The 25,338-nt window shown below is 63.3% G+C and carries 23 protein-coding genes; 11 read left to right on the top strand and 12 right to left on the bottom strand.

Features of this window, described 5'->3' with window-relative positions:
• Window positions 1-39: 39 nt before the first annotated feature.
• Window positions 40-993 carry an ABC transporter substrate-binding protein gene (locus M4J39_RS06645; protein ID WP_251727039.1) on the bottom strand — a complete coding sequence of 318 codons (954 nt, stop codon included), beginning with the start codon at window positions 991-993 and terminating at the stop codon, window positions 40-42.
• A gap of 247 nt (window positions 994-1,240) precedes the next feature.
• Here M4J39_RS06645 and M4J39_RS06640 point away from each other — a divergent pair, with 247 nt between their 5' ends.
• The 5 genes from M4J39_RS06640 to M4J39_RS06620 all read left to right on the top strand — a co-directional run bounded on the left by M4J39_RS06640 (window position 1,241) and on the right by M4J39_RS06620 (window position 6,749).
• Window positions 1,241-2,107 (top strand): MurR/RpiR family transcriptional regulator, encoded by an 867-nt coding sequence (locus M4J39_RS06640; RefSeq protein ID WP_251727038.1) that lies wholly within the window; start codon window positions 1,241-1,243, stop codon window positions 2,105-2,107.
• Window positions 2,108-2,841: 734 nt separating this feature from the next.
• Window positions 2,842-3,978, top strand: a complete 1,137-nt coding sequence (locus M4J39_RS06635; protein WP_251727037.1) for an extracellular solute-binding protein — start codon at window positions 2,842-2,844, stop codon at window positions 3,976-3,978.
• Between the two features lie 9 nt (window positions 3,979-3,987).
• Window positions 3,988-4,854 (top strand): ABC transporter permease, encoded by an 867-nt coding sequence (locus M4J39_RS06630; RefSeq protein ID WP_251727036.1) that lies wholly within the window; start codon window positions 3,988-3,990, stop codon window positions 4,852-4,854.
• Entirely contained in the window at window positions 4,851-5,669 is an 819-nt protein-coding gene (locus tag M4J39_RS06625; protein ID WP_251727035.1) for an ABC transporter permease, read from the top strand. The genes M4J39_RS06630 and M4J39_RS06625 overlap by 4 nt, the downstream gene beginning before the upstream one ends.
• Before the next feature lie 36 nt (window positions 5,670-5,705).
• Window positions 5,706-6,749, top strand: a complete 1,044-nt coding sequence (locus M4J39_RS06620) for an ABC transporter ATP-binding protein (RefSeq protein WP_251727034.1) — start codon at window positions 5,706-5,708, stop codon at window positions 6,747-6,749.
• 13 nt (window positions 6,750-6,762) lie between these two features.
• Here M4J39_RS06620 and M4J39_RS06615 read toward each other — a convergent pair whose 3' ends face one another.
• Both M4J39_RS06615 and M4J39_RS06610 read right to left on the bottom strand, forming a co-directional pair.
• A complete protein-coding gene (locus M4J39_RS06615; protein WP_251727033.1) occupies window positions 6,763-8,043 on the bottom strand; it encodes an ROK family protein in 1,281 nt (426 codons plus the stop codon).
• 45 nt (window positions 8,044-8,088) lie between these two features.
• Window positions 8,089-8,955: a sugar phosphate isomerase/epimerase gene (locus M4J39_RS06610; protein ID WP_251727032.1), complete on the bottom strand. Its 867-nt coding sequence runs from the start codon at window positions 8,953-8,955 to the stop codon at window positions 8,089-8,091.
• A gap of 270 nt (window positions 8,956-9,225) precedes the next feature.
• Here M4J39_RS06610 and M4J39_RS06605 point away from each other — a divergent pair, with 270 nt between their 5' ends.
• Window positions 9,226-10,299 (top strand): Gfo/Idh/MocA family protein, encoded by a 1,074-nt coding sequence (locus M4J39_RS06605; protein ID WP_251727031.1) that lies wholly within the window; start codon window positions 9,226-9,228, stop codon window positions 10,297-10,299.
• A gap of 66 nt (window positions 10,300-10,365) precedes the next feature.
• Here M4J39_RS06605 and M4J39_RS06600 read toward each other — a convergent pair whose 3' ends face one another.
• From M4J39_RS06600 to M4J39_RS06570, 7 genes are all read right to left on the bottom strand, one after another.
• Entirely contained in the window at window positions 10,366-11,121 is a 756-nt protein-coding gene (locus M4J39_RS06600; protein WP_251727030.1) for a phosphodiesterase, read from the bottom strand.
• Window positions 11,122-11,131: 10 nt separating this feature from the next.
• The gene (locus tag M4J39_RS06595) at window positions 11,132-11,947 is read right to left on the bottom strand and encodes an inositol monophosphatase (protein ID WP_251727029.1); all 816 of its coding nucleotides are present in this window, start codon (window positions 11,945-11,947) and stop codon (window positions 11,132-11,134) included.
• Complete coding sequence (locus tag M4J39_RS06590) at window positions 11,944-12,996, bottom strand: LacI family DNA-binding transcriptional regulator (protein ID WP_251727028.1); 1,053 nt, start codon at window positions 12,994-12,996, stop codon at window positions 11,944-11,946. Before M4J39_RS06590 ends, M4J39_RS06595 begins: the two co-directional genes overlap by 4 nt.
• A gap of 9 nt (window positions 12,997-13,005) precedes the next feature.
• Entirely contained in the window at window positions 13,006-13,851 is an 846-nt protein-coding gene (locus M4J39_RS06585) for an ABC transporter permease (protein WP_251727027.1), read from the bottom strand.
• Complete coding sequence (locus M4J39_RS06580; protein ID WP_251727026.1) at window positions 13,848-14,666, bottom strand: ABC transporter permease; 819 nt, start codon at window positions 14,664-14,666, stop codon at window positions 13,848-13,850. The genes M4J39_RS06585 and M4J39_RS06580 overlap by 4 nt, the downstream gene beginning before the upstream one ends.
• Window positions 14,667-14,738: 72 nt before the next feature.
• Window positions 14,739-15,878: an extracellular solute-binding protein gene (locus tag M4J39_RS06575; RefSeq protein ID WP_251727025.1), complete on the bottom strand. Its 1,140-nt coding sequence runs from the start codon at window positions 15,876-15,878 to the stop codon at window positions 14,739-14,741.
• Between the two features lie 36 nt (window positions 15,879-15,914).
• Window positions 15,915-17,069 carry an ABC transporter ATP-binding protein gene (locus M4J39_RS06570; RefSeq protein WP_251727024.1) on the bottom strand — a complete coding sequence of 385 codons (1,155 nt, stop codon included), beginning with the start codon at window positions 17,067-17,069 and terminating at the stop codon, window positions 15,915-15,917.
• A 292-nt stretch (window positions 17,070-17,361) separates the two neighbouring features.
• On the opposite strand from M4J39_RS06570, the gene M4J39_RS06565 reads away from it, so the two are divergent.
• From M4J39_RS06565 to M4J39_RS06550, 4 genes are all read left to right on the top strand, one after another.
• Window positions 17,362-18,327 carry a glutathione S-transferase family protein gene (locus M4J39_RS06565; protein ID WP_251727023.1) on the top strand — a complete coding sequence of 322 codons (966 nt, stop codon included), beginning with the start codon at window positions 17,362-17,364 and terminating at the stop codon, window positions 18,325-18,327.
• A 96-nt stretch (window positions 18,328-18,423) separates the two neighbouring features.
• The gene (locus M4J39_RS06560; RefSeq protein WP_251727022.1) at window positions 18,424-20,334 is read left to right on the top strand and encodes a PhoX family phosphatase; all 1,911 of its coding nucleotides are present in this window, start codon (window positions 18,424-18,426) and stop codon (window positions 20,332-20,334) included.
• A 119-nt stretch (window positions 20,335-20,453) separates the two neighbouring features.
• Window positions 20,454-21,359 carry a DUF72 domain-containing protein gene (locus M4J39_RS06555; RefSeq protein ID WP_251727021.1) on the top strand — a complete coding sequence of 302 codons (906 nt, stop codon included), beginning with the start codon at window positions 20,454-20,456 and terminating at the stop codon, window positions 21,357-21,359.
• A 78-nt stretch (window positions 21,360-21,437) separates the two neighbouring features.
• Window positions 21,438-22,037 (top strand): UdgX family uracil-DNA binding protein, encoded by a 600-nt coding sequence (locus tag M4J39_RS06550; RefSeq protein WP_251727020.1) that lies wholly within the window; start codon window positions 21,438-21,440, stop codon window positions 22,035-22,037.
• 153 nt (window positions 22,038-22,190) lie between these two features.
• On the opposite strand, the gene M4J39_RS06545 is transcribed toward M4J39_RS06550, so the two are convergent.
• Window positions 22,191-22,538, bottom strand: a complete 348-nt coding sequence (locus M4J39_RS06545) for a hypothetical protein (RefSeq protein ID WP_251727019.1) — start codon at window positions 22,536-22,538, stop codon at window positions 22,191-22,193.
• A gap of 355 nt (window positions 22,539-22,893) precedes the next feature.
• Here M4J39_RS06545 and M4J39_RS23035 point away from each other — a divergent pair, with 355 nt between their 5' ends.
• Entirely contained in the window at window positions 22,894-23,307 is a 414-nt protein-coding gene (locus M4J39_RS23035) for a general stress protein (protein ID WP_371875409.1), read from the top strand.
• A gap of 169 nt (window positions 23,308-23,476) precedes the next feature.
• On the opposite strand, the gene treZ is transcribed toward M4J39_RS23035, so the two are convergent.
• On the bottom strand, window positions 23,477-25,261 hold the full coding sequence (gene treZ, locus M4J39_RS06530) for a malto-oligosyltrehalose trehalohydrolase (RefSeq protein ID WP_251727018.1): 1,785 nt from the start codon (window positions 25,259-25,261) through the stop codon (window positions 23,477-23,479).
• Window positions 25,262-25,338 lie beyond the last annotated feature (77 nt).

Genomic DNA, 25,338 nt, shown 5'->3' with positions numbered 1-25,338 from the left:
CTAGGGCGGGGCCGGCGGGGTGTCGTTGATGGGACGTTCTCAGCTGGCGGCGAGCGCCTCTTCGAGCGGACCGAGATCGATCAGATCCTTGGCCGGGGGCACGTCCTTGTGCCCGGACAGGCGGGCAACCTCCGCCATCGGACCATCCACCAGGGCCGGGTCGAACCAGAACAGCTTGTCCGAGCCGGCGGCCGTGGTCAGGGGAATCTGCAGCTCGTTCTGGCGGATCTGCTGGTCCATATCGAGCCCTAGATCGGCGCCGAACTTGTTGACCGTCAGTTCGGCAGCCACCTTGGGATCCCTGGCGTTTTCCTTCCAGCCCTTGATGTAGGCCTTGAAGTAGCCGACGATGGCGGCGCGGTTTTCCTTGACGAAGGACTTGTGGGCGACCAGCACGCCGCCGGGCGCCTTGTAGCCGAGCGTATCCTGCAAGGTAACGAAGAAGTCCTTGCCTTCGACCATGCCCATGTTCTCCAGCGTGATCGGCTGGTTGGTGGCAAAGCAGAAGTAGGCGTCGCCATCGCCGGCCAGCAGCGGCTCCGGAGAGAAGCCGGTGGGAACCATGGTGTATTCGAGCGGCAGGCCGGCGTTGCGCAGGATGATCTCGATGATGGTCTTGTTGGCGGGGCTCTGGCCGAGAATGCGGGCGCCCACGAGGTCCTTTGGCTCCCGCACGGGCTTCTTGGCGAGCGACAGCAGGGCCGCCGGACTGGTCGGGAAGGCCGAGGCCAGGATGACCAGATCGTTGTTTTTCTCGTAGGCGTCGATGAACGGTAGCCAGTCGCTGGCGGCGAACTGTGCCTTGCCCGATTCCAGCACAACGAGCGGGTCGGGGGCATTCGGACCGCCAGGGCTGTAGCTGAAGTCGATCCCCTCGGCGGCGTAATACCCGTTCTCCAGGGCGATCCATACGCCGGCGTGCTCGACATTGGGTACCCAACCCATGGCGAGCTTGAGTGGTGTGGCGGCGAAGGCCAGGGAAGCCGGCAGCATTGTTGCAAGGCCGGCAGCCGCGGATGCGCGCAGGAGTTGACGGCGGCTCAACATCGGGGAGAAAACGGGATCGACAGGCATCGGGGAGGCGTCCTTTCCTATCTGACGGGCTGGCGGTCGATGTTCGGCTGTACTTATTGTTACATCCAAGGCTAGCATATGTTACTAGAATTCCAAGCGCGATGAAAAGGCAGCCATGCCACAATTTCAGTCAAATCCTCAGGGGCGTTTGCCGGACACCACGGTCGTGGCCCAGCGCATCGCTGAGAAATACGGAGAGATGACGGGCGCCGTTCGGCGGTTCGCCGACCTCGTAAAGGCCGAGCCGCTCAAGGTCGCCCGCATGAGCATCCACGAGGCCGTCGTGGGCGCCGACGTGTCGGTCGCCACCGCCAACCGCTTCGCCCGCCTGATCGGCTTTTCCGGTTACGCCGAGTTCCGTGCCGAGCTCATCCGGGGCTTTGAGAAGCTGTTCGAGCCGGTTGATGCGATGAAGAGGCATCGGGCCGAAGCGGGCAGCGCCTTCGAAGTGCTTGAGGCGTCGCTCAGGGAGGATATCGCCAACATCGAAGCGACGCTGCGCTCCCTGGATCCGGCTACGACCGAGCGGGCCGTCGACATGATCGCGCGGGCTGAGAAGGTGTTTGTGCTGGGATTCGAGAACGCCGCCCAACTCTCGGGAATGCTTGCCTGCGGACTGGAAATGACGGGCATCCCGACGCGCAGCCCCGAGAATGGTGGCGGCATGGTCGGCGTGGCGCGGCAGCTGTTCAAATACGGCCCCAACGACCTGCTGATCCCGATCGCCTTCTCGCTCTACATGCGCGACACCATCATCATGACGCGCTACGCGAGGCGGGCCGGCATCCCCGTTCTGGCCATCACCGATTTTCTGGATTCGCCGCTCGTCCCGCTGGCCGACCAGACGCTGTTCGTGACGGCCTATCACTCCATGCACCCGCCGTCCGACACGGCGATCCTGTCTCTGATCGAGGCGCTGATCGCCGCCGTGGCGCGCCAGCGGCCGGGCGCTCCCGAGGTCGCGGAGAAGTTCGCGAGTTTCGCCTATCCCTGGATGCGCAGCACCGGCCCGGACTGGTCGCCAGAGGAGTAGCCGGCGGCCAGGCTGAAGAACGTCTGACTGACTTTGCGCTTGCGGGAACTCGTCGCGTGCAAGGCTTCTTGTCTCCTCGGCGCCAAACATGTTTGCTGCAGACGGCGATCGGAACGATCGCCATGGGTCATGGTGCTTGATCGGCCATCGGACCGCGTGAACGAATCCCCTTTCGTCGAGAAAGTCTGATCGGTGTCGGTATTCTCGAAGGCGGGGAGCGTCGACGTCGTGGAGGCAACGCCGGAGGGCTTGGGCTCAAAAACGCATCGGCAAGGGCCGGAAGATCTTGTCGGCAATTTAATCATTAGTGATGATCAAATTGGGCGCGGCCGATAGGAACGGTGGCTGATGTCGCTTGCTGTGCCTGCCAAGTGCCTCTCCTTCCCTCTCGGGAGGTGGAAAGGCCCATATAAATAAACGGAAAATTCCTTTCTTTGCATCGGATGACGCTCAACGGCGTGCGGCGATGCGGCGCGATGAAGCGCCCCTCGCAGCGATAACCTGGCCCCTCTTGGCTCCGGTGAAATGCCTACGAAAGACCGAGTTCAAAAGTGACTCAGGTTCGGAATGGATACTTGACAGCTTCGATATAGTCCGTGGTAAGAATTTAAGATAGCCGAGCATGGCTCAAAAGAAGCTCAAAGAATGCCGGCTTGAGGAGTGGGAACTGGTCTTTCCGAAGACCCGTCGGCAATGGCGGGCGCCGTTGGCGTGCGCCTGAAGTGGAGGTTCATATGCTGAGACGCGACTTTCTCAAGTGTTCCGCAGCGGGCGCTGGTATGCTCCTGGCTGGTCCGCGTATCGCCTTCGCGGCACCGGGCGTTCTCGACATTTTCTTCAACAGCGACACCAACGTCATCGACTTCTGGACGCAGGTGGTGAAGCCCGGTTTCGAGGCCGCCAATCCCGGCGTGACGATGAACCTCGTTCCTGGGGGCGGTGGTTCCGGGATCAATACGCTTGCTGATCGCGCCTATGCGGCCTTCCAGGCCAAGAAGGATCCGCAGGTCGACATGCTTGAGGCGGCTGCGCCTTTCTATCCGGCCGGCTCGCTGGAAGCCGGTCTCTGGATCGACTTCGCCAAGGCGGGCCTCAGCAATTACGACAAGGTCAACCCGGTGGTCGTCCAGTCGCCGGCGCTGTTGCCCTACCGCGGCTCGCAGGTCGTGCTGATGTACAACTCCGCGGTGGTCAAGGAAGCTCCTTCGACTTTCGCCGGTCTTGTGGAGTGGATCAAAGCCAATCCGGGGCAGTTCGCCTATGCGCGTCCGGACCTCGGCGACAGCGGCGCCTGTTTCGTCGAGCGCGCGCTGCAGGAAGTGACCGGCCAGAAACCGGAGCTGTTCCTGCCCGACAACTATACCGACGACTATGCCAAGCCGATGTTCGAGAAGCTTTGGCCACTCTTGAAGGACATTCAGCCGGCGCTGTTCAACGGCGGCGAATACACCTCCGGCAACACCGCATCGATCCAGCTTCTGGCCAGTGGTGCCGTGGCCATGACGGTTGCCTGGTCTGACATGGCGTTGCAGGCCATGAGCCAGGGTGTGGTTCCGGACACGACGGCCGTCGCCCAGCTTCAGGACCTCGCCTTCACCGGCGGTTTTTCGGGCGTCATCGTGCCGTCCGTTGCAGGCAACAAGGAGGCGGCGCTGAAGCTTGCCGACTTCCTGATCTCGCCGGACATCCAGAATCGTGTCGTCACCGACCTCGGCGGTTTCCCCGGCATCAAGTGGGAGTTCTTGTCCAAGGACCTGCAGGAGAAGTTCGCCAAGGTGACCCCCAAGTCGATTCCTATTTTCCCCAGTACTTGGGAACCGGTCCTGTTCGAGGCTTGGTACCGCAACGTCGCCTCCGACCTCAAACGCTGAGGCCGATCGATGAGCGCGACCGCTATGTCGTTGCGCAGCGGTTGGAGGGGATTGGCGTTCATCGCCATCCCCGTCACCGCCATTGCGATCTTTCTGTTCTATCCGGCCGCGCTCTCCATCATCGGAACGTTGGTTCGTCCCGCGCCTGGCGGCGGCTACACGTTCAGCCTCCAGAGCTACATCTTCTTCTTCACCGATAGTTACAGCCTCGCCAATCTCGCCCGTACGCTGTGGACCACGGTGGTGACGCTGGTTCTGCTCATAGCGGTGAATCTGCCCATCGCCCTTTACATGCGCTTCACAAAGGGGCGGCTGGCGGCTGTGATCCAGGCCTTGGCGCTGTTTCCGATGTTCGTTCCGGGCATCATCATTTGCTATGCACTCATCCGCTACATGGGGCCTAACGGCTGGCTGCAGAGCCTGCTCTCCCTCGTCGGATTTCATCATTATGCCTCGCCGCACCTGACGCCCTGGGGGCCGGTGGTCGGCCTCATCTGGGACGGCATGCCTTTGACGCTGCTGATCCTGATCTCGGGGCTGTCCAATGTCTCCGATGCGTCGATCGAGGCGGCGCGCGATGTCGGCGCCGGTCGGCTGCGCATCCTTGTCAGCATCATCACGCCGGAGATCACGCACTCGCTGCTGATCGTCTCCGCATTGAACTTCCTTGGCATTTTCGGGCAGGTGCTGATGCCCTTCATGCTTGGTCCGACCAATCCGGAAATGATGGGACCGTTCATGCTGCGCACCTTTTCAAGCGTTCGCGATCCGCTGCAGGCTTCGACCCAGGCGACCATTACCTTCCTGATCTGTTCGCTGGCCGGTGTGGCCTATGTCCGGTCGATCGCCCGCCGCCAGCGTGAGGATCGGACATGATTGCCCTGTCATCTCGGCGCTTCGAAGTCTTCGGCTACGGCATTCTGCTGTTCCTGATTTTCTTCATCGTGTTGCCGGTGCTTACGGTCTTTCTGTGGGCCTTTGCCGAGCAGTGGTTTTACCCGGCCGTGCTGCCGACCAAATGGGGTTTCCGTTTCTGGTCGCTGGTGCTCGCGCGGCCGGACGTCTGGGCCGCCTTCGTCACCTCGATGGAGTTGTCGCTGACGGTGACGGCACTGTCGGCGGTGATATGTCTCCCGGCCGCCTACGCCTTCTCCCGTCTCGATTTCCCGGGGAAGTCAGCCTTCATGATGTCTTTCCTGATGGCGAACGCCTTTCCGCGCTTTGCCCTCATCGTCTCGATCGCCGTGCTTTTCCTGTCGTTCGATCTCATCGGCACCTTCACGGGCGTCGTCGTCATCCAGCTACTCAACACGCTGCTTTTGATGATCTGGCTGCCGACCGCCGCGTTCAGGGCGGTGAGCCGCGAAATGGAGGAGGCCGCCCGTGACGTTGGCGCTTCCGCCTGGCAGGTTTTCCGCTATGTGACATTGCCGCAGGCCTTCCCGACCATAGCGGCGGCCCTTTTGATGACCTTCGTCTGGACCTTCTACGAGACGGAGGGGGCATGGCTGGTGGGGGCGCCGCGCATCCGCACCATGCCGCTTCTGATGATGCAGATGATCAACAACCAGCTTGTCGTCCAGTATGGCGCCGTGCTGTCGGTCATGCTGTGGGTGCCGTCGCTGGTCGCCATCCTGATGGCGCGGCGCATCATCGGCGGGGATGCGTTCGCCAGAGGGCTCGGCGGCTGACAACCCGTCCAGGGCCGGTTCAAACGGTAGGTATCGATGTCAACGCTTGAGCTTGAGAACCTCGGAAAGAAGTTCGGCGCTGTGGTGGCGCTGGAACCGCTGTCCCTTCGCATCTCCGACGGCGAACTGATTTGCCTGCTCGGCCCGTCGGGCTCGGGAAAGTCCACGCTGCTCAGGATTATCGGCGGCTTTGAAATGCCGACCGGTGGAAAGGTGCTGATCGACGGTGCGGACGTCGCTCGGACGCCGCCTGAAAAGCGGCCCACCGCAATGGTGTTTCAAAGCCATGCGCTGTGGAGTCATATGACCGTCGAGGGCAACATCGGCTTCGGCCTCAAGCTGCGCGGCCTGAAGAAGGCGGAGATCGCCGCCAAGGTCGACGCGGCCCTGAGATTGGTCGGCCTTGCCGACTACGGCAAGCGCCACCCGGCCCAGCTTTCCGGTGGTCAGCGGCAGCGGGTGGCCATAGCCCGCTGTCTGGTGCTGGAGCCGAAGATCCTCTTGATGGACGAGCCGTTCGCCAGCCTCGATCAGCATTTGCGCGACCGCCTGCGCGAGGAGGTCCGGCAGATCCAGAAAAAGCTCGGCATCACCACCGTGTTCGTGACCCACGGTCAGGATGAAGCTCTTTCGATTGCCGACCGGATCGTCGTCATGAGCATGGGGCGTATCGAGCAGGTCGGAACGCCGGCTGAAATCTACACCTATCCTCAGACGCCCTTCGTTGCGGGCTTCATCGGCGACATGAACATGCTGAAGGCGGTTGTGACGAGCGGAGCGGCCCGGGTCGGCGATGTTCAGCTCGACGCGCCCGTACCCGACGGAGAGGCGCTTTTCGCCGTTCGTCCCGAAGACGTCACGCTGACGCCGTCCTTGAACGGAGAGGGCGTGCGAGTTCGCCGCATCGTCAACTACGGACCTGTTCTGAAAATCGAGGCTGAGATGCCCGATGGCACCTTGTGGAAGGTGCAGACCCTCAAGGACGTCCCGGTTACGGAAGGGGCTTGTTATCATCCAATCGTGTCGCGCCACATCGTTTTCCGAGAGGACCGTGCCGTCCACCGCGTCGATCCGGTGTGATCGAAGACGGGACTCAGCTCTCGCCAAGCCCCTCTTCCGACAACAGTTGCCGGAAGTAGAGGTGACGGAAGTTGTGACTTATGTTGACGAAGATCGGCAGCATGGCGGCGCCCGTCACGGCCGCGTCTTCGATCAGCTTGGCCGGCAGCAGGCGCGGTAGCGATCTGTCATGCCGCGCCGCCGGTGTCGGGCGCAGCGGATAGGCGCGGTCGACAAGGCGCTCGACGATCGACCGCGGCAGCGGGCCGCCGACGGCAATGAACCCGGGGTCGTACATCACCTCTATGATGGCGCTGACGTCGCGCAGCACGTGCGCGGCCTGGGCGAGCCAGTCCATCAGCCGGTGGTCGCGCACGGCCAGCATCTGGTCGACGATCTCGCTGTCGAGGTTTTCCTGGCCGATACCGCAAGCAGCGGCGAGCCCTTCGATCGACAGGGGGCTGGCGCCTTGTTCGCCGGTCTCCGTTGCCCCATTCGACCAGACGGGGTTGGAGGGAATGCCGGGAACCGGCAGAAGACCGATTTCGCCGGCGTTGCCGCCGACGCCTTTGAACGGATAGCCGTCGATGATGACGCCGGCGCCGGAGCCATGGCCGACGTAATAGTAGACAAATGTCGCTTCGCTGCTGTCGGGGCGGTGAATGCGCTCGCCTATGGCGGCGGCGGTGGCATCGTTCTCTACGAGGACGGGCATGCCGGTCAGGCGCTGAAGCTCCTCCGCGAAGGAAACGTCCCGCCAGGCATCCCAGTGCTGGATCGAGAAATCGAAGTCATAAACCTTGGAGCCGAATGTCGGCAGGACGAGGCCGATGCCCCAGACGCTCGCGGTCGGGCGTCTGTTCTCTTCGAGCAGGCCCAGAATGGCGTCGGCGACGATGCGAACCGCTGTCGCCGGGCTGCTCGTGTCGAGCCGGAGCGAGCGGCGGGCCCGCTCCTGGCGCTTGAGGTCGAAGGCCAGAATCGAACAGTGGTTCTGGTCGAGATGGACGCCGATCGACCAGCCTGCTTCCGGGTTGGGGTCCAGATAGATCTGGGGCTGCCCGCGCAGACCGGACGAGCGTCCGGCCTCAATGATGAGCTCTTGTTCAAGAAGCTCGCGCGTGATCGAGGAGATCGTCTGCGGCTTCAAGCCAACGATGCCCGATATCTCGACGCGGCTGATTGGGCCGCGCTGAAAAATCGTCTCGAACACCAGCCGGCGATTATGGATGCGGGCATCCTCAATGCGGCTGCCGGCGATCAGCTCGTCTCCGTCTCGGTTCGATCCGCCATCCAGGCGATCCAGAATCGTCACGGCCAGTCCTTCGTCATGTCGTGGTCGGCTCCGACGCGACCGCCGTCACAGACCGAGGCGACGTAGGGCCTCGCGATTGCGTTTGGCGATCGGGAAGGGCTTGTCCGGCGGACAGGGATACATGTCCTGTTCGTAGACCGCATAGCCGTCAAACCCGCGCGACGCAAGGAAATCCCGGACCTCCACGAAATCGATCAGTCCCTTGTCGAGCTCGCACATTACCCCCGACTGGAAGCCGGTTATGAAGTCGATGTTCTCCCGCCGAATCCGCTCGAGAATCTCAGGGTCGACGTTCTTGAAATGATAGTAGGGAATGCGGTCGGCATAGCGTTTCATGAAAGCGATCGCGTCGGCCCCCGTGTAGGCATGGTGGCCGAAATCGAAGCACAGGCCGACGGTTTCCTCGGGGGTCTCCTCGAGAAGGCGGACGATCTCGGCTTCCGTTTCGACGCCTGAGCCGACGTGCGGGTGGAACACCAGCGATAGGCCGTGCTCACCATGGACATAGGCGGCAGCTTCCGTGATGTTGGCAATCAACGACTTCCAGTCGTCGGCCGACAGCTCGCGGCTTTGGCCTGCAGGCGGAATGCCGGAGTCGTCCATGACCACCACCCATTCGGCGCCGACCGCCTTCAGGAGGCTGCAGGTGTCCTTGAGGCGCGGCCGGAGCGTGTCCATGGCGTTGCGCGGTGCGAGAAGATGAACGAGAGCCGAGCCGCAGACATCAAGACCGCGCTGACCCAGCTCATCTTTCATCTGGGCCGGATCGGTCGGCAGATACCCCCAAGGGCCGGTTTCCGTTGATGTGAAGCCGGCGTCCCGCACCTCATCGAGATAGCGGGTCCAAGGAGTCTGCCGAGGATCGTCCGCGTACCAGACGCCCCAGGCGTCGGGAGCCGTAGCCAGTTTCATGATCCGCTCCATCGTGAAATTAAATCCGCAATGACACCTTATTCTAGCTTGTCTCCGAGTGAAAGGTTGGCGGGCCAGATTTGGCAGAAATTTTCCACATTTTCATGGATGTTGCGCATCTTGTCGGCTACTCGCAGCATCGCGTTTCCGCTGCTGAGCGGCCTGGTTGGGTGAGTGATGGCGGTTTGTCTGCTTGATAAATCCGATTAGTGTATTTATTGTCGCTTCGTATCGAGACACTATGGCCGCGAGGCGGGGAACGGGACAGACATGCTCAAGCTTGGTCTCATCGGACTTGGCGAAGTTGCCCAGCTCATCCATCTGCCCATTCTGCACAGGCTCGGCGAACTCTATCGGCTTGCCGGAGCCTTCGACCCGTCGCCGTCGGTTGCTGCGGCTGTCTCCGGCCGTTGGAGCATTGCTCGGACATTCGACAGCGCCGAGGCGTTGATTGCCTCTCCGGATATCGATGCCGTTCTGGTCTTGAGCCCCGACGCCTATCATGGCCGCCACGCCAGGGCGGCTCTTGTGGCGGGCAAGCATGTGTTGATCGAGAAGCCCTGCTGTCTTGCGCTCGATGACCTTGCGGAGCTGGCCAAGGTCGCAGCGGCCCATGCCGGTCGCGTGGCCATGGTCGGTTACATGCGGCGTTTCGCTCCGGCTTTTCTGGAGGCCAAGAAGCGCCTGCCGCCGAAGTCCGATATCACCTATGTCCGCGTCCGGGACGTGATTTGCGAAGGGCCCTGGTATTTCCGGCAGACCGACAGCGTCGTCGTGCCACACGACGACATTCCGGAGGCGCTGCTGATCGAAGGGCGCGAACTGCGCAAGTCCATGCTAGACGCGGTCCTCGGACCGGACGCGTCAGCTGAAGCGAAAACCGCCTATACGGTGATGACCGGGCTGTCGTCGCATTCGCTCTCGGCGATGCGCGATCTTCTGGGCAGTCCGGACCGGGTGATCGCCGCCGAAGTCAAGCAGGGTGGCGCCCAGATCACCGCGCTCTTCGACTATGGCAACTTCACAGCCATTTACGAGTGCATGATTGGTGATGTCGTCCGTTTCGAGGCCGGTTTTGAGATCAACAGCCGCTGGAACAGGATTGCCTTCGAGTACCCGACGCCCTACATTCGCAATCTTCCGATGACGCTGGAGCTCCAGCACTCGAGCGATGACGATAACAGCGTCACCCGGATCGGCCCCTTCCATCGCGACCCCTTCGAGGTCGAGCTGCGCGCGTTCCACGAGGCCATCACCGAAGGCGGCGAGAACCGCACGCCGCCTGCCGAGTCCGCGGCCGACCTGAAGCTCTTCCTCGACATCATCAAGGCGGCGCGGAAGTGAGCCTGCCCCGGCGCACTGCCGCGTCTCCATCTTTCGGCGCGGGAACTCGTCAAGCATGGTCCGCTGTCATGCCCCTGCTATCTCCAGGGCATGAACGACAATGTTCTGCCCGTCGATGAGGATCACGTTGTAGGTCGGCGTCTCGAAGCCGAGGGCGAAGTCCTTGGCGCCGAACAGTGGCGCGCTCTGATGGTTCGTGCCGCGCCCGGTGCTGAAGGCGACGCCGTTCCACGTGCCGCCGCAAAGGCGATGCACATGCCCGGCGAAGATGTGGCGGACCTTGCCATGGCGGGCAAGAATGTCGGCGAAGGCCTTGGGGCCGGCAAGCTTCACGCCGTCGAGCGGCTGCATGCCAATGTCGAGCGGCGGGTGGTGCATGAAGACGAGGGCCGGATTGGCGGCTTCGCTCAGTTGTCGATCGAGCCAGGCAAGGCGGCGGTCGCAGAGCCGGCCGGCGACAGCACCCTGGTCGAGCGTGTCGAGGAACACGAGCCGCACCGCCTGTGCGTCCATGATCGACTGAACGAACCCGTCCTCGGCCGGCGCATCCGGAAACACGGCGCGGAAGGCCGAGCGATCATCATGGTTGCCGAGCAGCAGGCGAAACGGTGGAATCAGGGGCTCCAGAAGGTCGGCGAGCGTTCGGTAGGACGCTTGCGAGCCGTCGTCGGAGAGATCGCCGGTGACCACGACGAGATCGGCGTCGGCGTGGTGAAGATTGATGTCCGCAATCGCCTTCGCAAGGCTTGCCGCTGGGTCGAGCCCGCAAACCGGTTTGCCATCGCCACGCAGATGCGGATCGGTGATCTGGATCAGTTTCATGCTCATCTCCTCAGGAGGCGCGTTGGCGGGCATGGGCGATCAGGTTGTTGAGCGGCTCGGCGATCTGAGGCGCGGCGGCCAGAACCGGGCCACCTTGGAGAAGGGAGCGTCCTTCGCCGGGGAACTCGGCGGTAAAACCGCCGGCCTCGCGGACGATCAGCAGAGCGGCGAGACAGTCCCAGGCGTTGATGTGCGGCTCGTAGTAGGCACAGAGGCGACCCGCCGCGACCTCGGCGATCGACAATGCACCGGAACCCGAGCGAACGAACATGCCACCACTTTCGAGCAGCGCCTGAAGCACGGCGGAGATCTTGGTCGCGGCGACCCGGTGACTGGCGCCAAGGCCGACGAGGCCGGTTCCAAGGGTTGTCCGCTCGTCGACGCGGATCGGCTGGCCGTTAAGGCGAGAGCCTTCGCCCGCGACGGCTTCGTAGAGATCGCCCGTGACCGGCGCCAGAATCAGGCCGAAGCGCGTCTGTTCATGGGCATCCGACAGCGCAACGGAAATGCACCAGCTTGGCAAGCCATGCACGAAGCAACTGGTGCCGTCGATCGGGTCGACGGTCCAGCGCCAGCCTGACCGGCTTTCCTGAAGACCGTACTCTTCGCCCAGAAAGCCATCATCGGGAAAGCGATCGGCGACGGACGAGCGGATCAGGACTTCGACGGCCCGGTCGGCGGCCGATACGACATCCTGCCCGTTGAGTTTTGCGTCGACGCCGAGATGCGCGCGGTCGGCAAAGTGCCCGAGCGCCAGCTTGCCGGCTTCGCCAACGAGATCACGGGCAAGGTCGAGACGAACGCGGACGTCATGGGGGATGTTCAAGATGCGGGTGCTCCATCGGCCACCGGCCGGAAAGTGTCGCGGATCATCAGCCGGGCTTCGATGCGCAGGCTCACCGGCGCGGCGGACGGTTCGGCGGCGCGGTTTTCCAGCAGCGCAACCGCCTGTTCGGCGAGATCCAGCGGATCTTGACGGAAGGTGGTCAGGCGGTAGCCGAGCCAGGCGGCCTCCGGCAGATCGTCGAAGCCGACCACCGCTACGTTCTCGGGAATGCGCAGGCCGAGCCGGCCCTTCAGGTGGTCGATCAGCGCAAAGGCGACGAGGTCGTTGACGGCGAACACGGCGCTCGGTCTTTCGCGAGTCGTGAACAGGCGCTCCGCCGCCAGAAGGCCTCCCGCGTAGTCCGTATCGGGCCCGCGCGCCACGGCGACGTCGGCGCCCAGCCGGGTTGCCTCGGCAACGAAGGCCTGCTCGCGTTCGACGATGGCCGGCGTGCCGCTCTCCGACCCGGCAAAGGCCAAGCGCTTGTGTCCGGCCTCGACGAACGCTGCGGCAAGCACACGCGCGGCGGCGGCGTTGTCGGTCTGGATGAGGTCGATTTCCGGCGCCTCGCGGCCAATGGCGACCAACGGCAGACCATTCGATCGGGCAAGCTCTATGAAGGAAGAGGGTGGCGATCCCGACAGCACGATGACGGCCTCGGCGCGGTGACCGAACAGGGTGCGCTGAGCGGCCTCCGTCTCTTCGTCCGTCTCGCCGGCGTTGATGAGCACGGGAACGGAACCCCGACGGATCAGCACGGCGGCCAGCGCCGCGGTCAGGTGGGCGCGGAAGCCGACCTCCGGCTTGGTGGCGACCAGCCCCACGATGCGGCTGCGATTGGCGAGCAACCCTCTGGCGAGGTCGTTGACCTGATAGCCGAGGCGGCCGGCGGCGGCCATGATCTTCTCGCGCGTTTCCGGCGCGACGGAAGCACCGGGCGTGAAGGCGCGCGAGACGGCCGATCGCGACACGCCGGCAAGTTCGGCGACGTCGCGTGCGCTCACGAAGCGCGGGGCGGGATGGGGTTTACCGTTGAGAGTGTCGGTCATGGTGAAAGTCTACTGTCCGACCTTGGCGAGCACGTCGGCGCGCAGAAACTTTTCCACCACCAGCATGAAGGCGATCGACGGAACGAGCAGCAGCAGCGCAGTGATCGAGGCGATCTGGTAGTTGCCGCCGGCTCCTGCCGAGTAAAGCAAGAGCGGCAGGGTCGTCACGTCCGGCGCACCAACGAAGTAGCTGCCGGTGAACTCGTCGAGCGACTCCAGGAAGACGAAGATGGCGCTGGCCATCAGGCCGGGGGCGGCGAGCGGTAGCGTCACGTCGGCGAAGGCCTTGAGACCGGAGGCGCCGAGGTTGCGAGCGGCCAGTTCCAGGTCCCGGTCGACGGCGGAGAAGGCGGCCGAGGCAATCCAGACGGCATAGACGAGGCCATGCGTCACGTGCACCAGCACGACGCCGAGGACGGTGCCGTTGAGGCCGATCTCGTAGAACAATCTGGCGATGTTGACGTAGACGGGCAGGTTGGGAAACGCCTGTGGCAGCAGAAAGGCGAGGAGCACCAGCCCTCTGAGCGGCAGTTTCAACCGGGCCAGTGCATAGCCGGCGGGAATGGCGAGCGCCAACGAACCGGCGACGGTGAACAGCGCGATGCTGATCGAGGCGACGAGCGACTGCAGCGCGTTGCCACGCGGTGCGAACACCCGGCCCCAGTAGCTGAAGCCGTAGTCGATGGGCAGCGTATGTGGGAAATACCACCGTTCCGCCACTGTCCAGACCAGCATGTTGAACAGCGGTCCGAAGATGACGAAAGCCAGCGCGCCTAGGATGACCGCGCGCGGCAGCCACCAAAGGAGGTTGCGAAGAGAGGAATAATCGCGAGGGGCGGCAAGTACGGCGCTCATCGGCTCTGCCTCATGTTGACACGGAGATAGAACCAGGCCGCGACGCCGCTGATGGCCAGCGAAATCAGGCCGAGCGCGTTGGCGACACCATAGTCGCGGTAGGTGCTGAGACGGAAGGCGATGTCGGCGGTGATCATGGTCGGCGCCTGGGCGTTGATCATCAGCGGCACCGACAGCACGCCCATCATCGTGACGAAGGACAGGACGAGACCGACCAGCAGCGTGGTCGTCACCTGCGGCACGATGATTTCGACAAGGATGCGCAGGCGGGAGGCGCCGAGGTTGCGCGCCGCTTCGATGGTGCCGCGATCGAGCGAGGCCATGGCGCCGGCCACCATCAGCGCCACGAAGGGCGTCTGCTTCCAGACGAAGGCGATGACGACCCCGCGCCAATCGAGATAGCTGGTGGCGGAAAGCGGATCGATGAGGCCGAGCGCGATGAGTGTCGAGTTCAAGAGGCCGCTCTTGGCAAGGAAGGTGCGCAGGATCTGACCGACGACGATGAACGGAATGAACATCGGCCAGCGATAGAGCCAGCGCAGGATGGCGACGGCGGTGGGGTTCTCGCCAAGCGTGAGATAGCCGCCGATGGCGATGGCGAGAAGACCGGTCAGCAGGGCCGACAGGCCGACGATCACCGCCGTGAAGACGATGTCCTGCGTGTAGAAGTCATAGGCTTTGGTAAAATTGCCGAGGCCATAGGCTCCCTCCACTTCGAAGGCACCGATCACCGAGGCGGCGAGCGGCAGCATGAAGAGAAGGAGGATGATGATCAGCGCCGGTGAGACCAGCAACGGACCGAGAAAACGTGCCATCGGCTTATCCGGAAAGCGTTTTGTGAAGAAGACCGCCCCGCGAGGCGGAGCGGTCTCTCATGGATCGGTCGCTCAGTTGGCGACCTTGGCCTCGTAGGCCTCGAGAATGGCCGTGTTGTACGGAGCGAGCGGGAAGGGCTTGCCCTTCTCGGCCAGATCCGCCGGCGTGATGTCGACGAACAGCTTGTTCCAGGTGGCGTCGTCGAGTTCGGCCTTGACCTCGTCGGCGTCGATGCCCGGGTACCAGTTGAACTTCTTGACGATGCCCTCGGCCTGCACCTTCGGCGAGGTGGCCAGTTCGACGAACTTCTCGGCAAGGTCTTTGTTCGGGGCCTTGGCCGGGATGACGTAGTGCATCGGCTGGCCGGGCATGCCAGGGGCGGGAAGCACCAGCTTCAGCTCGGGCGGAAGGCGGCCGTCGGCCTGCCAGGAGTAGAACATGTCGACCCACACCGGGCCGAGGGCGATCTCGCCGCGCGACAGAAGGTCCAGCGTGCCGGCGTTGCCCGGCGTCAGCGTGGCCGATTTGGTGAACTCCTTGAGGCCGGCGAAGGCGTCGTCCCACTTGGCTTCCTCGGCCTTGTCGAACGGGCCGTACATCAGCTTCTGGGCATCGCTGCCCGAGAAGGCGTAGACCCAGCCCATCACGAAGCTGACGCCCGAGGCGCCGCCCTTGATGCCGTTGTAGCCGAACTGGCCGGGATGGGCCTTCGCCCACTCGGCGATCTCGGCATAGCTCTTGGGCGGGTTCGGAACCAGCGCCGGGTTGTAGGCGACGGCCGTCTGGCTGTTGAACATCGGCATGACGTAGCCCTTGACGTCCGTGCCCAGGGCATTGTCGGCGTTGGCGCGCGTCACCAGCTTGCCGGTGGCGATCTTGTCGCGATAGGCCTCGAGATAACCGGCCTGGACCATCGGGCCGGCGAACTTCTCGTGGACGATGGCGACGTCGGTGTCCCAGGTGGCGGCGTCGGCCTTGGCCTGGGCGTCGAAACGCTCAAGGATCTTCTGCGAGCCGGCGTCGCCCGGACCGGTGCCGACGGCGCGGACAGTGTTGCCCGGATTCTGCTGCTCGAACAGCGGGGCCAAGTAATCGTTGATGTAGTCGACCATGTTCTGGTCGCCGGCGGTGATCACGGTCAGCTCGGCGGCGGCGGCCGGCGAGGCGAGGATGGCGAGCGCCACCGTGGAGTTGAGCAACAGCTTGTTCATGACGCGACTCCGATTTCGATCGTTGGATTCTGGTTGTCAGGCGGTCAGTCGTTCCCGAACCGGCGAAGGCTCGTCGGTTGCGGATGGCGGGGTGCCGGTCGGCGCATCGACCGGCGAGGCAAACAGAAAGAGGCCGTTGGTCGGGACCCGGACGACCACGTCGGTACCGGGAGGCAGGGCTTCGGTGCCGTCGACGAGCACCGAGCCGTCGCCGATGCGGACGGTGTGGCGCCACTCGCCGCCGGGGTAGACGACGGCCTCGACGCGGCCGATCAGCTCCACGGCATTGCCGTCTTCCTGGGACGCCTCGTCGAGGCGCCGGAGGTGCAGCCGCTCGGAGCGGAACCGCGCCTCAAGCCTGCCGCTGGGGGGCGCCGGCCAGTCCAGCGACAGGCTGGCCGCCCTGTTGAGCGGCCCGGCGGCGATGTCGACCCGATGACCCGAGCAGGTGGCATCGAGATGGACGACGTTCTCGGCGCCCATGAAGGCGGCGACGAAGGCCGACGCCGGCCGGGTGTAGATCGCCTGAGGCGTGCCGAGCTGGGCAATGCGCCCCTTGTCGAGGATGACGATGCGGTCGGCCATCACCATGGCCTCCTCGCGGTCGTGGGTGACGTGAATGGTGGTGATGCCGAGCCGCTGCTGCAGGGCGCGGATTTCGTGACGCACCGTCAGGCGAATGCGTGCGTCGAGGTTCGACAGCGGCTCGTCGAGCAGCAGGATGTCCGGATCGACCGCCAGAGCTCGGCCGAGCGCGACACGCTGGCGCTGGCCGCCGGACAGTTCCGACGGTTTGCGAGCGCCGAGCCCTTCGAGACCGAGGAGGGCCTCCATCTCGGCGACACGGGCGGCGATCGCCTCGCGCCGCCAGCCCTTGAGGCGAAGGCCGTAGCCGATGTTGCGCGCGGCCGTCATGTGAGGCCAGAGAGCATAGGACTGGAACACCATGGCCATGCCGCGCTTGTCGGGCGGCAGGCGGGTGACGTCGTGATCCCCGACATGGATGCTGCCGGCGCTCGGGAAGGCGAAGCCGGCGATGGCGCGGAGAAGCGTCGTCTTGCCGCAGCCCGAGGCGCCGAGCAGGGCGACGAACTCCCCCTTGCCGATCGAGAGGTCGATACCTTCGAGCACCCGCGTCTGGCCGTAGCCGGCGTCGATGCCGCGAAGGTTGAGGTAGGCGTCGTCGCTCATTCATCTTGCGCTTTGCACAGCTGTGCAAGCGTCCCCTCAGTTGTTTCTGTCTTGGCTTCTTTCGATAGACGCCGATCATTACAGGCCAATGACAGAGGCTGAGGGGGCAGATGAGGGCTGTGGAGTACCGCTTGTTTCGGCCGAAACGTTTTTCGAGAACCGGGGCGTCAAGTCGCCCGCCTCGGGGCTGAGGCTTTACGGAGGAACTCTGGCTGCTGCAAACCGTTATGACTATCGTATCGGATTGAGAGTCGCGCCAAGGCCCAAGGCCCCAACCAGACAGGAGACCTCCATGCTCGTCGACGGTAAATGGACCGCGGAGTGGAAACCGGTTGAAAAGACGGACGAAAAGGGTGGCTTCGTCCGCCAGACCTCCAGCTTTCGCAATTGGGTGACACCCGACGGTGTGGCCGGGCCGACGGGCGAGGCAGGCTTTGGTGCCGAGCCGGGCCGCTATCACCTTTACATCGCGCTGATCTGCCCCTGGGCCTCGCGAACGCTGATCGGCCGCAAGCTGAAGGGGCTGGAAAGTGTCATCTCCCTATCGATTGTCGAGCCGATGATCACCGAGGAGGGCTGGCGCTTTGGTGACTATCCCGGTTCGACCGAAGACTCGGTCAATGGCGCCACCTATCTGCATCAGGTCTATACCAAGGCCGATCCCCACTTCACCGGCCGCGCCACCGTGCCGGTGTTGTGGGACAAGAAGCGCGGCACCATCGTCAACAACGAGTCGGCCGACATCCTGAGGATGCTCAACTCCGGCTTCGGCGATCTCGCCACGTCGGATCTCGATCTATACCCGGCCGATCTTGCGTCCGAGATCGATGCGCTCAACGACCGCATCTATCCACGCCTCAACAATGGCGTCTATCGGGCAGGGTTCGCCACCAGACAGGTAGCCTATGACGAGGCTTTCGACGACGTGTTCGACATGCTCGATGAGCTGGAAGCCCGGCTCGCCGACGGTCGGCCTTTCCTTCATGGCGACCGGTTCACCGAAACGGACGTCCGCCTGTTCGTGACGCTGATCCGCTTCGATGCCGCCTATCACGGTCTTTTCAAATGCAATCTGCGGCGCATTTCCGACTACCCGGGACTCAGCGGTTACTTGAAGCGCGTTCTCGAATTTCCGGGCATCCGGGACACGGTCAGCATCGACCACATCAAGCATGGCTACTACTCGATGAAGGCGCTCAATCCGCAGCGTATCGTGCCGCGCGGCCCCGACCTCAGCGATTTGGGGCTTTCCGGCTGATCCCAAGATCGAAATTCTCGGCCTGTCATCTGTATGTATTTTTACAGATGTAAATCCCTTTGCTTGGAACGATTCCAAGTGGAAGGGGATACCGTCATGGCGAATATCGACACCAACAAACTGTCCTGGGACGAGTGGGATGAGCTGCAGAACCCGCCCCCGGCAGTGACCGATTTCGATCGCGTGGTCGAACGGGCCGTCTCGCGTCGCGGCTTTCTCGGCGGCGTCCTGGCTTTCGGCTCGGCCGCCGCAGCCATGGGAACGCTCGGCAACCTGATGAGTTCCACCGCCGCTCATGCCCAAGGCATGTCCGGCCGCTTCGCCTTCAAGCCGATCCCGATCTTTACCGACAGCACCGTGCACGTTCCCGAGGGCTATGCCTGGAAGCCGCTCGCCAAGTGGGGACAACCGCTGTTCTCGGGTGTTCCGGATATCGATCCGGTCAACGGCGTCAGCCTCGAGAACTCAGACAAGGTCTTCGGCGAGAACACCGACGGCATGGAACTGTTCGTGATCGGCGGCCGTCAGGTCATCGCCGTCAACCATGAGTACGTGAACAACGAGACCAACCTTCCGCACAACGAAAAGGGCATGCCGAAGAGCGCCGACGATGTGAAAATCCTGCAAAATCTGCAGGGCGTCACCGTCATGGAAGTTGCCGAAGGCAAGGACGGCTGGGAGATCGTGCTGGACAGCCCGTTCAACCGCCGCATCACCCATCTGACGCCGATGAAGATTTCCGGCCCCGCTGCTGGTTCGGATCTCATCAAGACCGCAGCCGATCCCAACGGCACAGACAGCCTCGGCACCTTCAACAACTGCGGCGCCGGCAAGACGCCCTGGGGCACCTACCTGACCTGCGAGGAAAACTTCAACGGCTACTTCGGCTCCACCGATCCGAACTTCGCCATGCCCGATGACTACAAGCGCTACGGCATCGCCGCCGAAACGCGCTATGGCTACGAGGCTTTCGATTCTCGCTTCGACGTCTCCAAGAATCCCAACGAGCCGCGCCGCGCCGGCTATATCGTGGAGATCGATCCGTCGGACGCCTCCTCGACGCCGATCAAGCGCTCTGCCCTCGGCCGTATCAAGCACGAGAATGCCGCCGTCGCGGTCGCACGCGACGGTCGCGTGGTCGTCTATATGGGCGACGACGAGCGGGGCGAGTTTCTCTACAAGTATGTTTCGAATGGCATCTATGTGCCGGGCGGCGACACCTCCAGGCTGCTCGACGAGGGCACGCTCTATGTCGCCAAGTTCTCCGACGACGGCAATGGCGAGTGGCTGGCGCTGACGCCGGAGACGACCGGCATGACGCCGGACGAGATTTCCGTCTTCACCCGTCAGGCGGCCTCCAAGGTCGGCGCCACGACGATGGACCGGCCCGAGTGGGTTGCCGTGAACCCGATCGCCATCGAGGCCTATTGCGCGCTGACCAACAACAGCCGGCGTGGCGAGATGAAGGACGGCAAGCTGCGCGCCAATGCCGGCGGCGACGAAATGGCGCTCAACGCCGTCAACCCGCGCGAGAAGAACGAGTATGGCCAGATCGTCCGCTGGTATCCGGAAAACGACGATCATGCCGACGGCAAGTTCAAGTGGGACCTGTTCGTCATGGCCGGCAATCCGGACGTCCACAACGACGCCTATGCCGGCTCGTCCAACATCAACTCCGGCAACATGTTCAACTCGCCTGATGGCATGATGTTCGACTCGACCGGCCTTCTGTGGATCCAGACGGACGGTGAGGACAGCAACGAAGGCGACTTCCTCGGCCAGGGTAACAACCAGATGCTCGCCGGCGATCCGGCGACCGGCCGCATCGAGCGCTTCCTGACCGGTCCGAAGGGCGGCGAAGTCACGGGCATGACCTGGTCGGCGGACAAGCGGACGCTGTTCGTCGGCATCCAGCATCCCGGCGCACCTTTCCCCGATGGCGAAGGCAAGCTGCCGCGCTCGACCATCGTGGCGATCCGGCGCGACGATCACGCGCTCGTCGGCTGACGATCCGGCTGCTGAAAGCCAAGGGGGCAACCACTCCCTTGGCCAGCCGTGATGCACGGCGGGCGAGGAACCCGCTACGCGAAAGCGACGTTCCCTCCGGATACACTTCCGGAGGCAGCATGACTTCCAAGGTCGGTTTCATTCGCATCGGCATATCTGGCTGGACCTACGCACCGTGGCGTGGCCGCTTCTACCCGGAAGGGCTGCGGCAAAGCGAAGAGCTCGCTTATGCCGCTTCGCGCTTTCCGTCTCTGGAAATCAACGGGACCTTTTACGGCCTGCAGAAGCCGCGCGTTTTCGATCGATGGGCATCGGAGACGCCGGACGACTTCGTTTTCGCCGTCAAGGGACCGCGCTTCATCACCCACGTCAGGCGCCTGAAGGATGTCGAGGCACCGCTTGCCAACTTCTTTGCCTCCGGACCGTTGCGGCTCGGCGCAAAGCTCGGCCCCATACTCTGGCAGTTTCCGCCAAGTTTTGTTCTGGACCTCGAACGGATGCGCGCCTTTCTGTCTCTGTTGCCGAGAAACACCGACGCGGCCGCCGACCTGGCTGGTCGCCACGACGATCACATCGACAATCCGGACCTGACGCGGCCAGCCAAACAGCCCCTACGCCATGCGCTTGAGGTCCGTCACAACAGCTTTCGCCATCCGTCCTTCATCGAGCTTCTGCGCGAACAGGACATCGCCCTGGTCTGTGCCGATACCGTTGAATGGCCCCGCCTGATGGATGTCACCTCGGACTTCGTCTACTGCCGCCTGCATGGTTCGCGCGATCTCTACCGGTCCGGCTATGATAGTACCGAACGTCAGCGCTGGGCGCGGCGCATTTCAGCGTGGGCGCAAGGCGAGCCAATGGACGACGGTGACTTCGCGAGCGATGTCAAAGCACCGAACAGTCCGCGCGACGTCTTCCTGTTCTTCGACAATACCGACGGCTTCCGCGCCCCCGACGACGCCCTCGCGGTCATGCGGGAGCTGGGTTTGGAATGGCGACCGACCGACAGTCGCCGGCTGATGTGACGGGAACCGCCTGGGACCCGGCGCGTTGCCGCAAAGCCGGCACACGTTTGGGTGAGGCCGGCCGTTTCGAGGTCCGACATGACCGACCGGGACTTTGCCTCGCTTGAGGAGCTCAACGACGCCATGCGGCGGGAGTTCCCGTCTGTGGCCGGAGTTGGCGGTGTCGTGGGGGGTGAGGGCTCAATTCTGGTGCCTATAGCCTTCGTCGGCGAGCAGCCGGGGGACGCCGAGGATCGAGAGGGCCGGCCCTTCGTCGGTCCGGCCGGACGCCTGCTCGATCACGCCCTCGCCGAGGCGGAAATCGATCGCGGTGAGGCCTACATGACCAATGCCGTGAAGCAGTTTCACTTCACCGAGCGCGGCAAGCGACGGATTCACCGCAAACCAAGAACAGGAGAGATCGTCCATCAACGCTGGTGGCTGTGGCGAGAGATCGATCTGGTGCGTCCGAGGGTCATCGTCGCACTCGGCGCCACGGCGGGGTTGGCCCTCGCCGGGCGCTCCGTGGCTGTGATGCGCGAGCGCGGGCCGATGGCCTTCGGCAACAGGCGGGGGGTTTTGACCGTCCATCCATCCTACCTGCTGCGCCTTCCGGATGCGACGGCCAAACAGGCGTCCTTCGACGCGTTCGTTTCGGATCTCAGGCAAGCCCGCCAGATAGCTCAGGCGGCAAGCTGAATGTTTCTTTGTTTGGCGGACAAACGGCTAACCCGTGGCAACTCGAGGCGCCCTTCGACTTTTTCCGCTGGCAAAGCCCCTGTCCATCTACAACGCCGCAGGCGTTAATACCGATGGCAGGGGTGCAGCGTCGCCGGCACCGAGCGACCATGTCTAGCTCTTTCCTGCGGTCTTGGGCAGCGTGGACGGCACGCTGATCGATACCGGGTCGCTGGCCGGGAAGCTGTCCTCGAGGCCTTCCTCAAGCTGTTCCTCCAATGTGTCGCGATCCTGGTTGTCTCGGGCATCGTTCGTGGTGGGGATGGCATCCCGCAGTCCGGAGGAAACGGCCGCGCAAACGGCTTTGATGGCCGCTTCGGCGCGATCGGTCGGGTCCGCGTTCGGTGCGTCTTTCTCCGCCGGCGGCAATGCGATCGTAACGACCGTATTGTCGACCAGGCAGAACTCCACACTGCAGCGGCCATCTTCGAGCGGCTTTATTTCCTTCACTCTGATCGTCATCACGGCCTCCTTCGCTGTTAGCAGATCTGCCTCTCATGGGCGTGCATGATCCACCATGCCAGAACGGTCTCGATATCCACGCGGTTCCATTTGGCCCAAGGGGCGCGATAAATGTTGAGATCAGCTTGGAACAGGAGAAACAACATACGCTGTGATAGAAAAAGCCAACCATGTGTTGCAGGTAGCGAAGCGGATCGATCGATTAGACATAATATTGACATTTTCTGATTTGTATTAGTTTAATATTTATCTGCCCACAAACTGGTATTGTGCGTCTCGCTTGCCTGAGATTGCTTAATAATGAGAGTCAAAATCAGGCGTTGGCACGGAACAATTGGTTGGGGTGAGGGTTTATATGTCGCTACCAACAAGGCAGCACGATCCCTCAAGGAGAAAAGCAATGCCTAACCAACAGAGCAGCACTGGCGACACCTCCCGTCGTGGATTTGCTTCCATGGATGACGACAAGCAGCGGGAAATCGCCGCGCAGGGTGGCCGCGAGTCCGGCGGCAACTTCAAGAACGATCCGGAGCGCGCCTCCGAAGCCGGTCGCAAGGGCGGCCAGGAATCCGGCGGCAACTTCAAGAATGACCCCGAACGGGCGGCTGAGGCTGGCCGGAAGGGTGGTCAGGAATCCGGCGGCAACTTCAAGAACGATCCGGAGCGTGCCGCCGAAGCCGGCCGCAGGGGCGGTCAGGAGTCCGGCGGCAACTTCAAGAACGATCCCGAGCGGGCGGCAGAAGCCGGACGCAAGGGGGGGCAGCACTAGCTTTGTCTGTTGGAGCAGCCGCTTTTCGATCAGGTTGATTCAACCGGATCGGCGGGTGCTCCAGGTGCCCACCATGTCTCTCGCGGCCTCCCAAAAGGGGGCCGCGATTGCTTTGGGCTGTAGCGCCAGTACGTTGGCCTCGTCGGCGAACAGAGCGCCCGGAAGGCGGTCAGGACAACCAGAACAACGCTGTGTAGGGACCGAGAGTGTCCGCCGAGAACGTGCCTTCGCACCAGAGAGGAAAGACGTCGTGCCACTTGCCTGTCTGCGGCGTGGCGCCGAGATTGGCGGCAAGGTTGAGGCGGGTGCCGCCGGAGAGTGTCCAGCAAACCTGAAAGGCTCGAGGCCCTATTACTTCCGCCGAACCGCTGTTGCCCTCGACCCCGACGAGGAGAGGTATCAGGACGGTGGATCTCGCATGCAGCAGGTCCTTGTAGAGCTCCAGCATCTCGGTACTCTCCGGTGGCGCCCGCTCGTTCCAGTCGAGCTTGCATCCCAGGAAGGCGCTCTCGTTCATCGGGTCGATGTGCTCGCCTGTGCCGGCCAGACGGAACTCCCTGAGCTCCTCCTCCCGACTGCTGCGGATGGCGTCGCCCAACTCCCTGATGTCGGAAAAGAAGCAGAAGGGAGTCTTGGCGCCCCACTCTTCGCCCATGAACAGCATCGGAATCTGCGGCGATAGCAGATAGAGCGCAGCCAGCATTCGGGCCGCTTCGCGCGGGACCAGTTGACCGATGCGCTCGCCCGCCGGGCGGTTTCCGGTGTGGTCGTGGTTCTGGATGAAGGATACGAAGGACGTCGGCGGCAGAAAGGCGCTCGGCTCGCCATGGGGTCGGTTCTCGCGCGCCAGGTACTCGCCCTGCCAGGCAAATCCCTCGGCCAATGCGCGCGCGAGAAGATCGATACGCTCCGCGTAGGGCTGGTAATAGGCCTGGCTCTCCCCGGTGATGAGCGCATGCAGGCAATGATGCAGGTCGTCGTTCCACTGGGCGGTGTAGAGCCATGGCGTTCCATCATCGCGCCGTCTCAGCCAGCTCGCCTCATTATGTGAGTTCTCGGCGACAAGATGGATCTGCCGACCGTCGCTCGCTGCCCGGGTTTGTTCGGCGAGATCCTGGATCAGGTGCTTGGGACCGCTGTCCTCAATGGCATGCAGCGCGTCGAAGCGCAGGCCGTCGAAGCGATACTCGTTGATCCAGAATCTTGCGTTGGCGAGCACGAGGTCCCGCACCACGGTGGCATTTTCGCCGTCGACGTTCAGGCCCGGCCCCCACGGCGTCTCCTTGTCGTTGAGAATGGGCGCGTAAAGGGGAATGTAGTTTCCCTTCGGACCGAAGTGGTTGTAGACGACGTCGAGCATGACCATCATGCCGAGTTGGTGGGCGCGATTGATCAGTGCCTTCAGGTCTTCGGGGCGGCCGTAGGAGGCGTCCGGGGCAAACATGTAGACGCCGTCGTATCCCCAGTTCCATCGCCCAGCGAAATCGGCGAGAGGCATGATCTGCAAGGCGGTGATTCCTAGTTCGGCGAGATACTCAAGCTTGTCCGCCGCTGCCCGGAACGTGCCCTCAGGCGTGAAGGTGCCGATGTGCAGCTCGTAGAAGACGCACTCTTCCCAGGGGCGCCCGCGCCAGCCGAGATCTGTCCATTCGAAGACGAGCGGATCGACGACCTCGCTCGGGCCGTCGACGTCCTCCGGCTGATAACGCGATGCGGGGTCCGGCACCTTCTTGCCATCGGGCAGGCAGAACATGTACCGGCTGCCATGGCTCACGCCGGGCACCTCAACTTCGTACCACCCGCGCACATCCTTCTGCATGGGCAGCGACCAGCCATCGACCTCCAGCTCGACCGACGGGACAAGCGGCGCCCAAAGACGGAACCGAACGCCGTCCGGCGTCATTTGCGTGCCGAATTTCATCTCCTGTTCGCGGCGAATGGTGCGAGGTGGCATGGCGAGTCTCCTCCAAAAGCAGCGAGACGAGCCGCATCGTACGGCAGTCGGCACAACGTTCATCGACGGGCGGGCGT

The organism is Pleomorphomonas sp. NRK KF1, assembly GCF_023721755.1.
GTDB lineage: Bacteria > Pseudomonadota > Alphaproteobacteria > Rhizobiales > Pleomorphomonadaceae > Pleomorphomonas.
This window is presented reverse-complemented; position numbering and strand designations above follow the sequence as displayed.

Excerpts from the sequence above, each read along its gene's own strand:
- M4J39_RS06645 (WP_251727039.1), bottom strand. The coding sequence starts at position 993 with ATGCTGCCGGCTTCCCTGGCCTTCGCCGCCACACCACTCAAGCTCGCC.
- M4J39_RS06635 (WP_251727037.1), top strand. The coding sequence starts at position 2,842 with ATGCTGAGACGCGACTTTCTCAAGTGTTCCGCAGCGGGCGCTGGTATG.
- M4J39_RS06630 (WP_251727036.1), top strand. The coding sequence starts at position 3,988 with ATGAGCGCGACCGCTATGTCGTTGCGCAGCGGTTGGAGGGGATTGGCG.
- M4J39_RS06625 (WP_251727035.1), top strand. The coding sequence starts at position 4,851 with ATGATTGCCCTGTCATCTCGGCGCTTCGAAGTCTTCGGCTACGGCATT.
- M4J39_RS06620 (WP_251727034.1), top strand. The coding sequence starts at position 5,706 with ATGTCAACGCTTGAGCTTGAGAACCTCGGAAAGAAGTTCGGCGCTGTG.
- M4J39_RS06610 (WP_251727032.1), bottom strand. The coding sequence starts at position 8,955 with ATGAAACTGGCTACGGCTCCCGACGCCTGGGGCGTCTGGTACGCGGAC.
- M4J39_RS06605 (WP_251727031.1), top strand. The coding sequence starts at position 9,226 with ATGCTCAAGCTTGGTCTCATCGGACTTGGCGAAGTTGCCCAGCTCATC.
- M4J39_RS06600 (WP_251727030.1), bottom strand. The coding sequence starts at position 11,121 with ATGAAACTGATCCAGATCACCGATCCGCATCTGCGTGGCGATGGCAAA.
- M4J39_RS06590 (WP_251727028.1), bottom strand. The coding sequence starts at position 12,996 with ATGACCGACACTCTCAACGGTAAACCCCATCCCGCCCCGCGCTTCGTG.
- M4J39_RS06585 (WP_251727027.1), bottom strand. The coding sequence starts at position 13,851 with ATGAGCGCCGTACTTGCCGCCCCTCGCGATTATTCCTCTCTTCGCAAC.
- M4J39_RS06580 (WP_251727026.1), bottom strand. The coding sequence starts at position 14,666 with ATGGCACGTTTTCTCGGTCCGTTGCTGGTCTCACCGGCGCTGATCATC.
- M4J39_RS06575 (WP_251727025.1), bottom strand. The coding sequence starts at position 15,878 with ATGAACAAGCTGTTGCTCAACTCCACGGTGGCGCTCGCCATCCTCGCC.
- M4J39_RS06570 (WP_251727024.1), bottom strand. The coding sequence starts at position 17,069 with ATGAGCGACGACGCCTACCTCAACCTTCGCGGCATCGACGCCGGCTAC.
- M4J39_RS06565 (WP_251727023.1), top strand. The coding sequence starts at position 17,362 with ATGCTCGTCGACGGTAAATGGACCGCGGAGTGGAAACCGGTTGAAAAG.
- M4J39_RS06560 (WP_251727022.1), top strand. The coding sequence starts at position 18,424 with ATGGCGAATATCGACACCAACAAACTGTCCTGGGACGAGTGGGATGAG.
- M4J39_RS06555 (WP_251727021.1), top strand. The coding sequence starts at position 20,454 with ATGACTTCCAAGGTCGGTTTCATTCGCATCGGCATATCTGGCTGGACC.
- M4J39_RS06550 (WP_251727020.1), top strand. The coding sequence starts at position 21,438 with ATGACCGACCGGGACTTTGCCTCGCTTGAGGAGCTCAACGACGCCATG.
- M4J39_RS06545 (WP_251727019.1), bottom strand. The coding sequence starts at position 22,538 with ATGACGATCAGAGTGAAGGAAATAAAGCCGCTCGAAGATGGCCGCTGC.
- M4J39_RS23035 (WP_371875409.1), top strand. The coding sequence starts at position 22,894 with ATGTCGCTACCAACAAGGCAGCACGATCCCTCAAGGAGAAAAGCAATG.
- treZ (WP_251727018.1), bottom strand. The coding sequence starts at position 25,261 with ATGCCACCTCGCACCATTCGCCGCGAACAGGAGATGAAATTCGGCACG.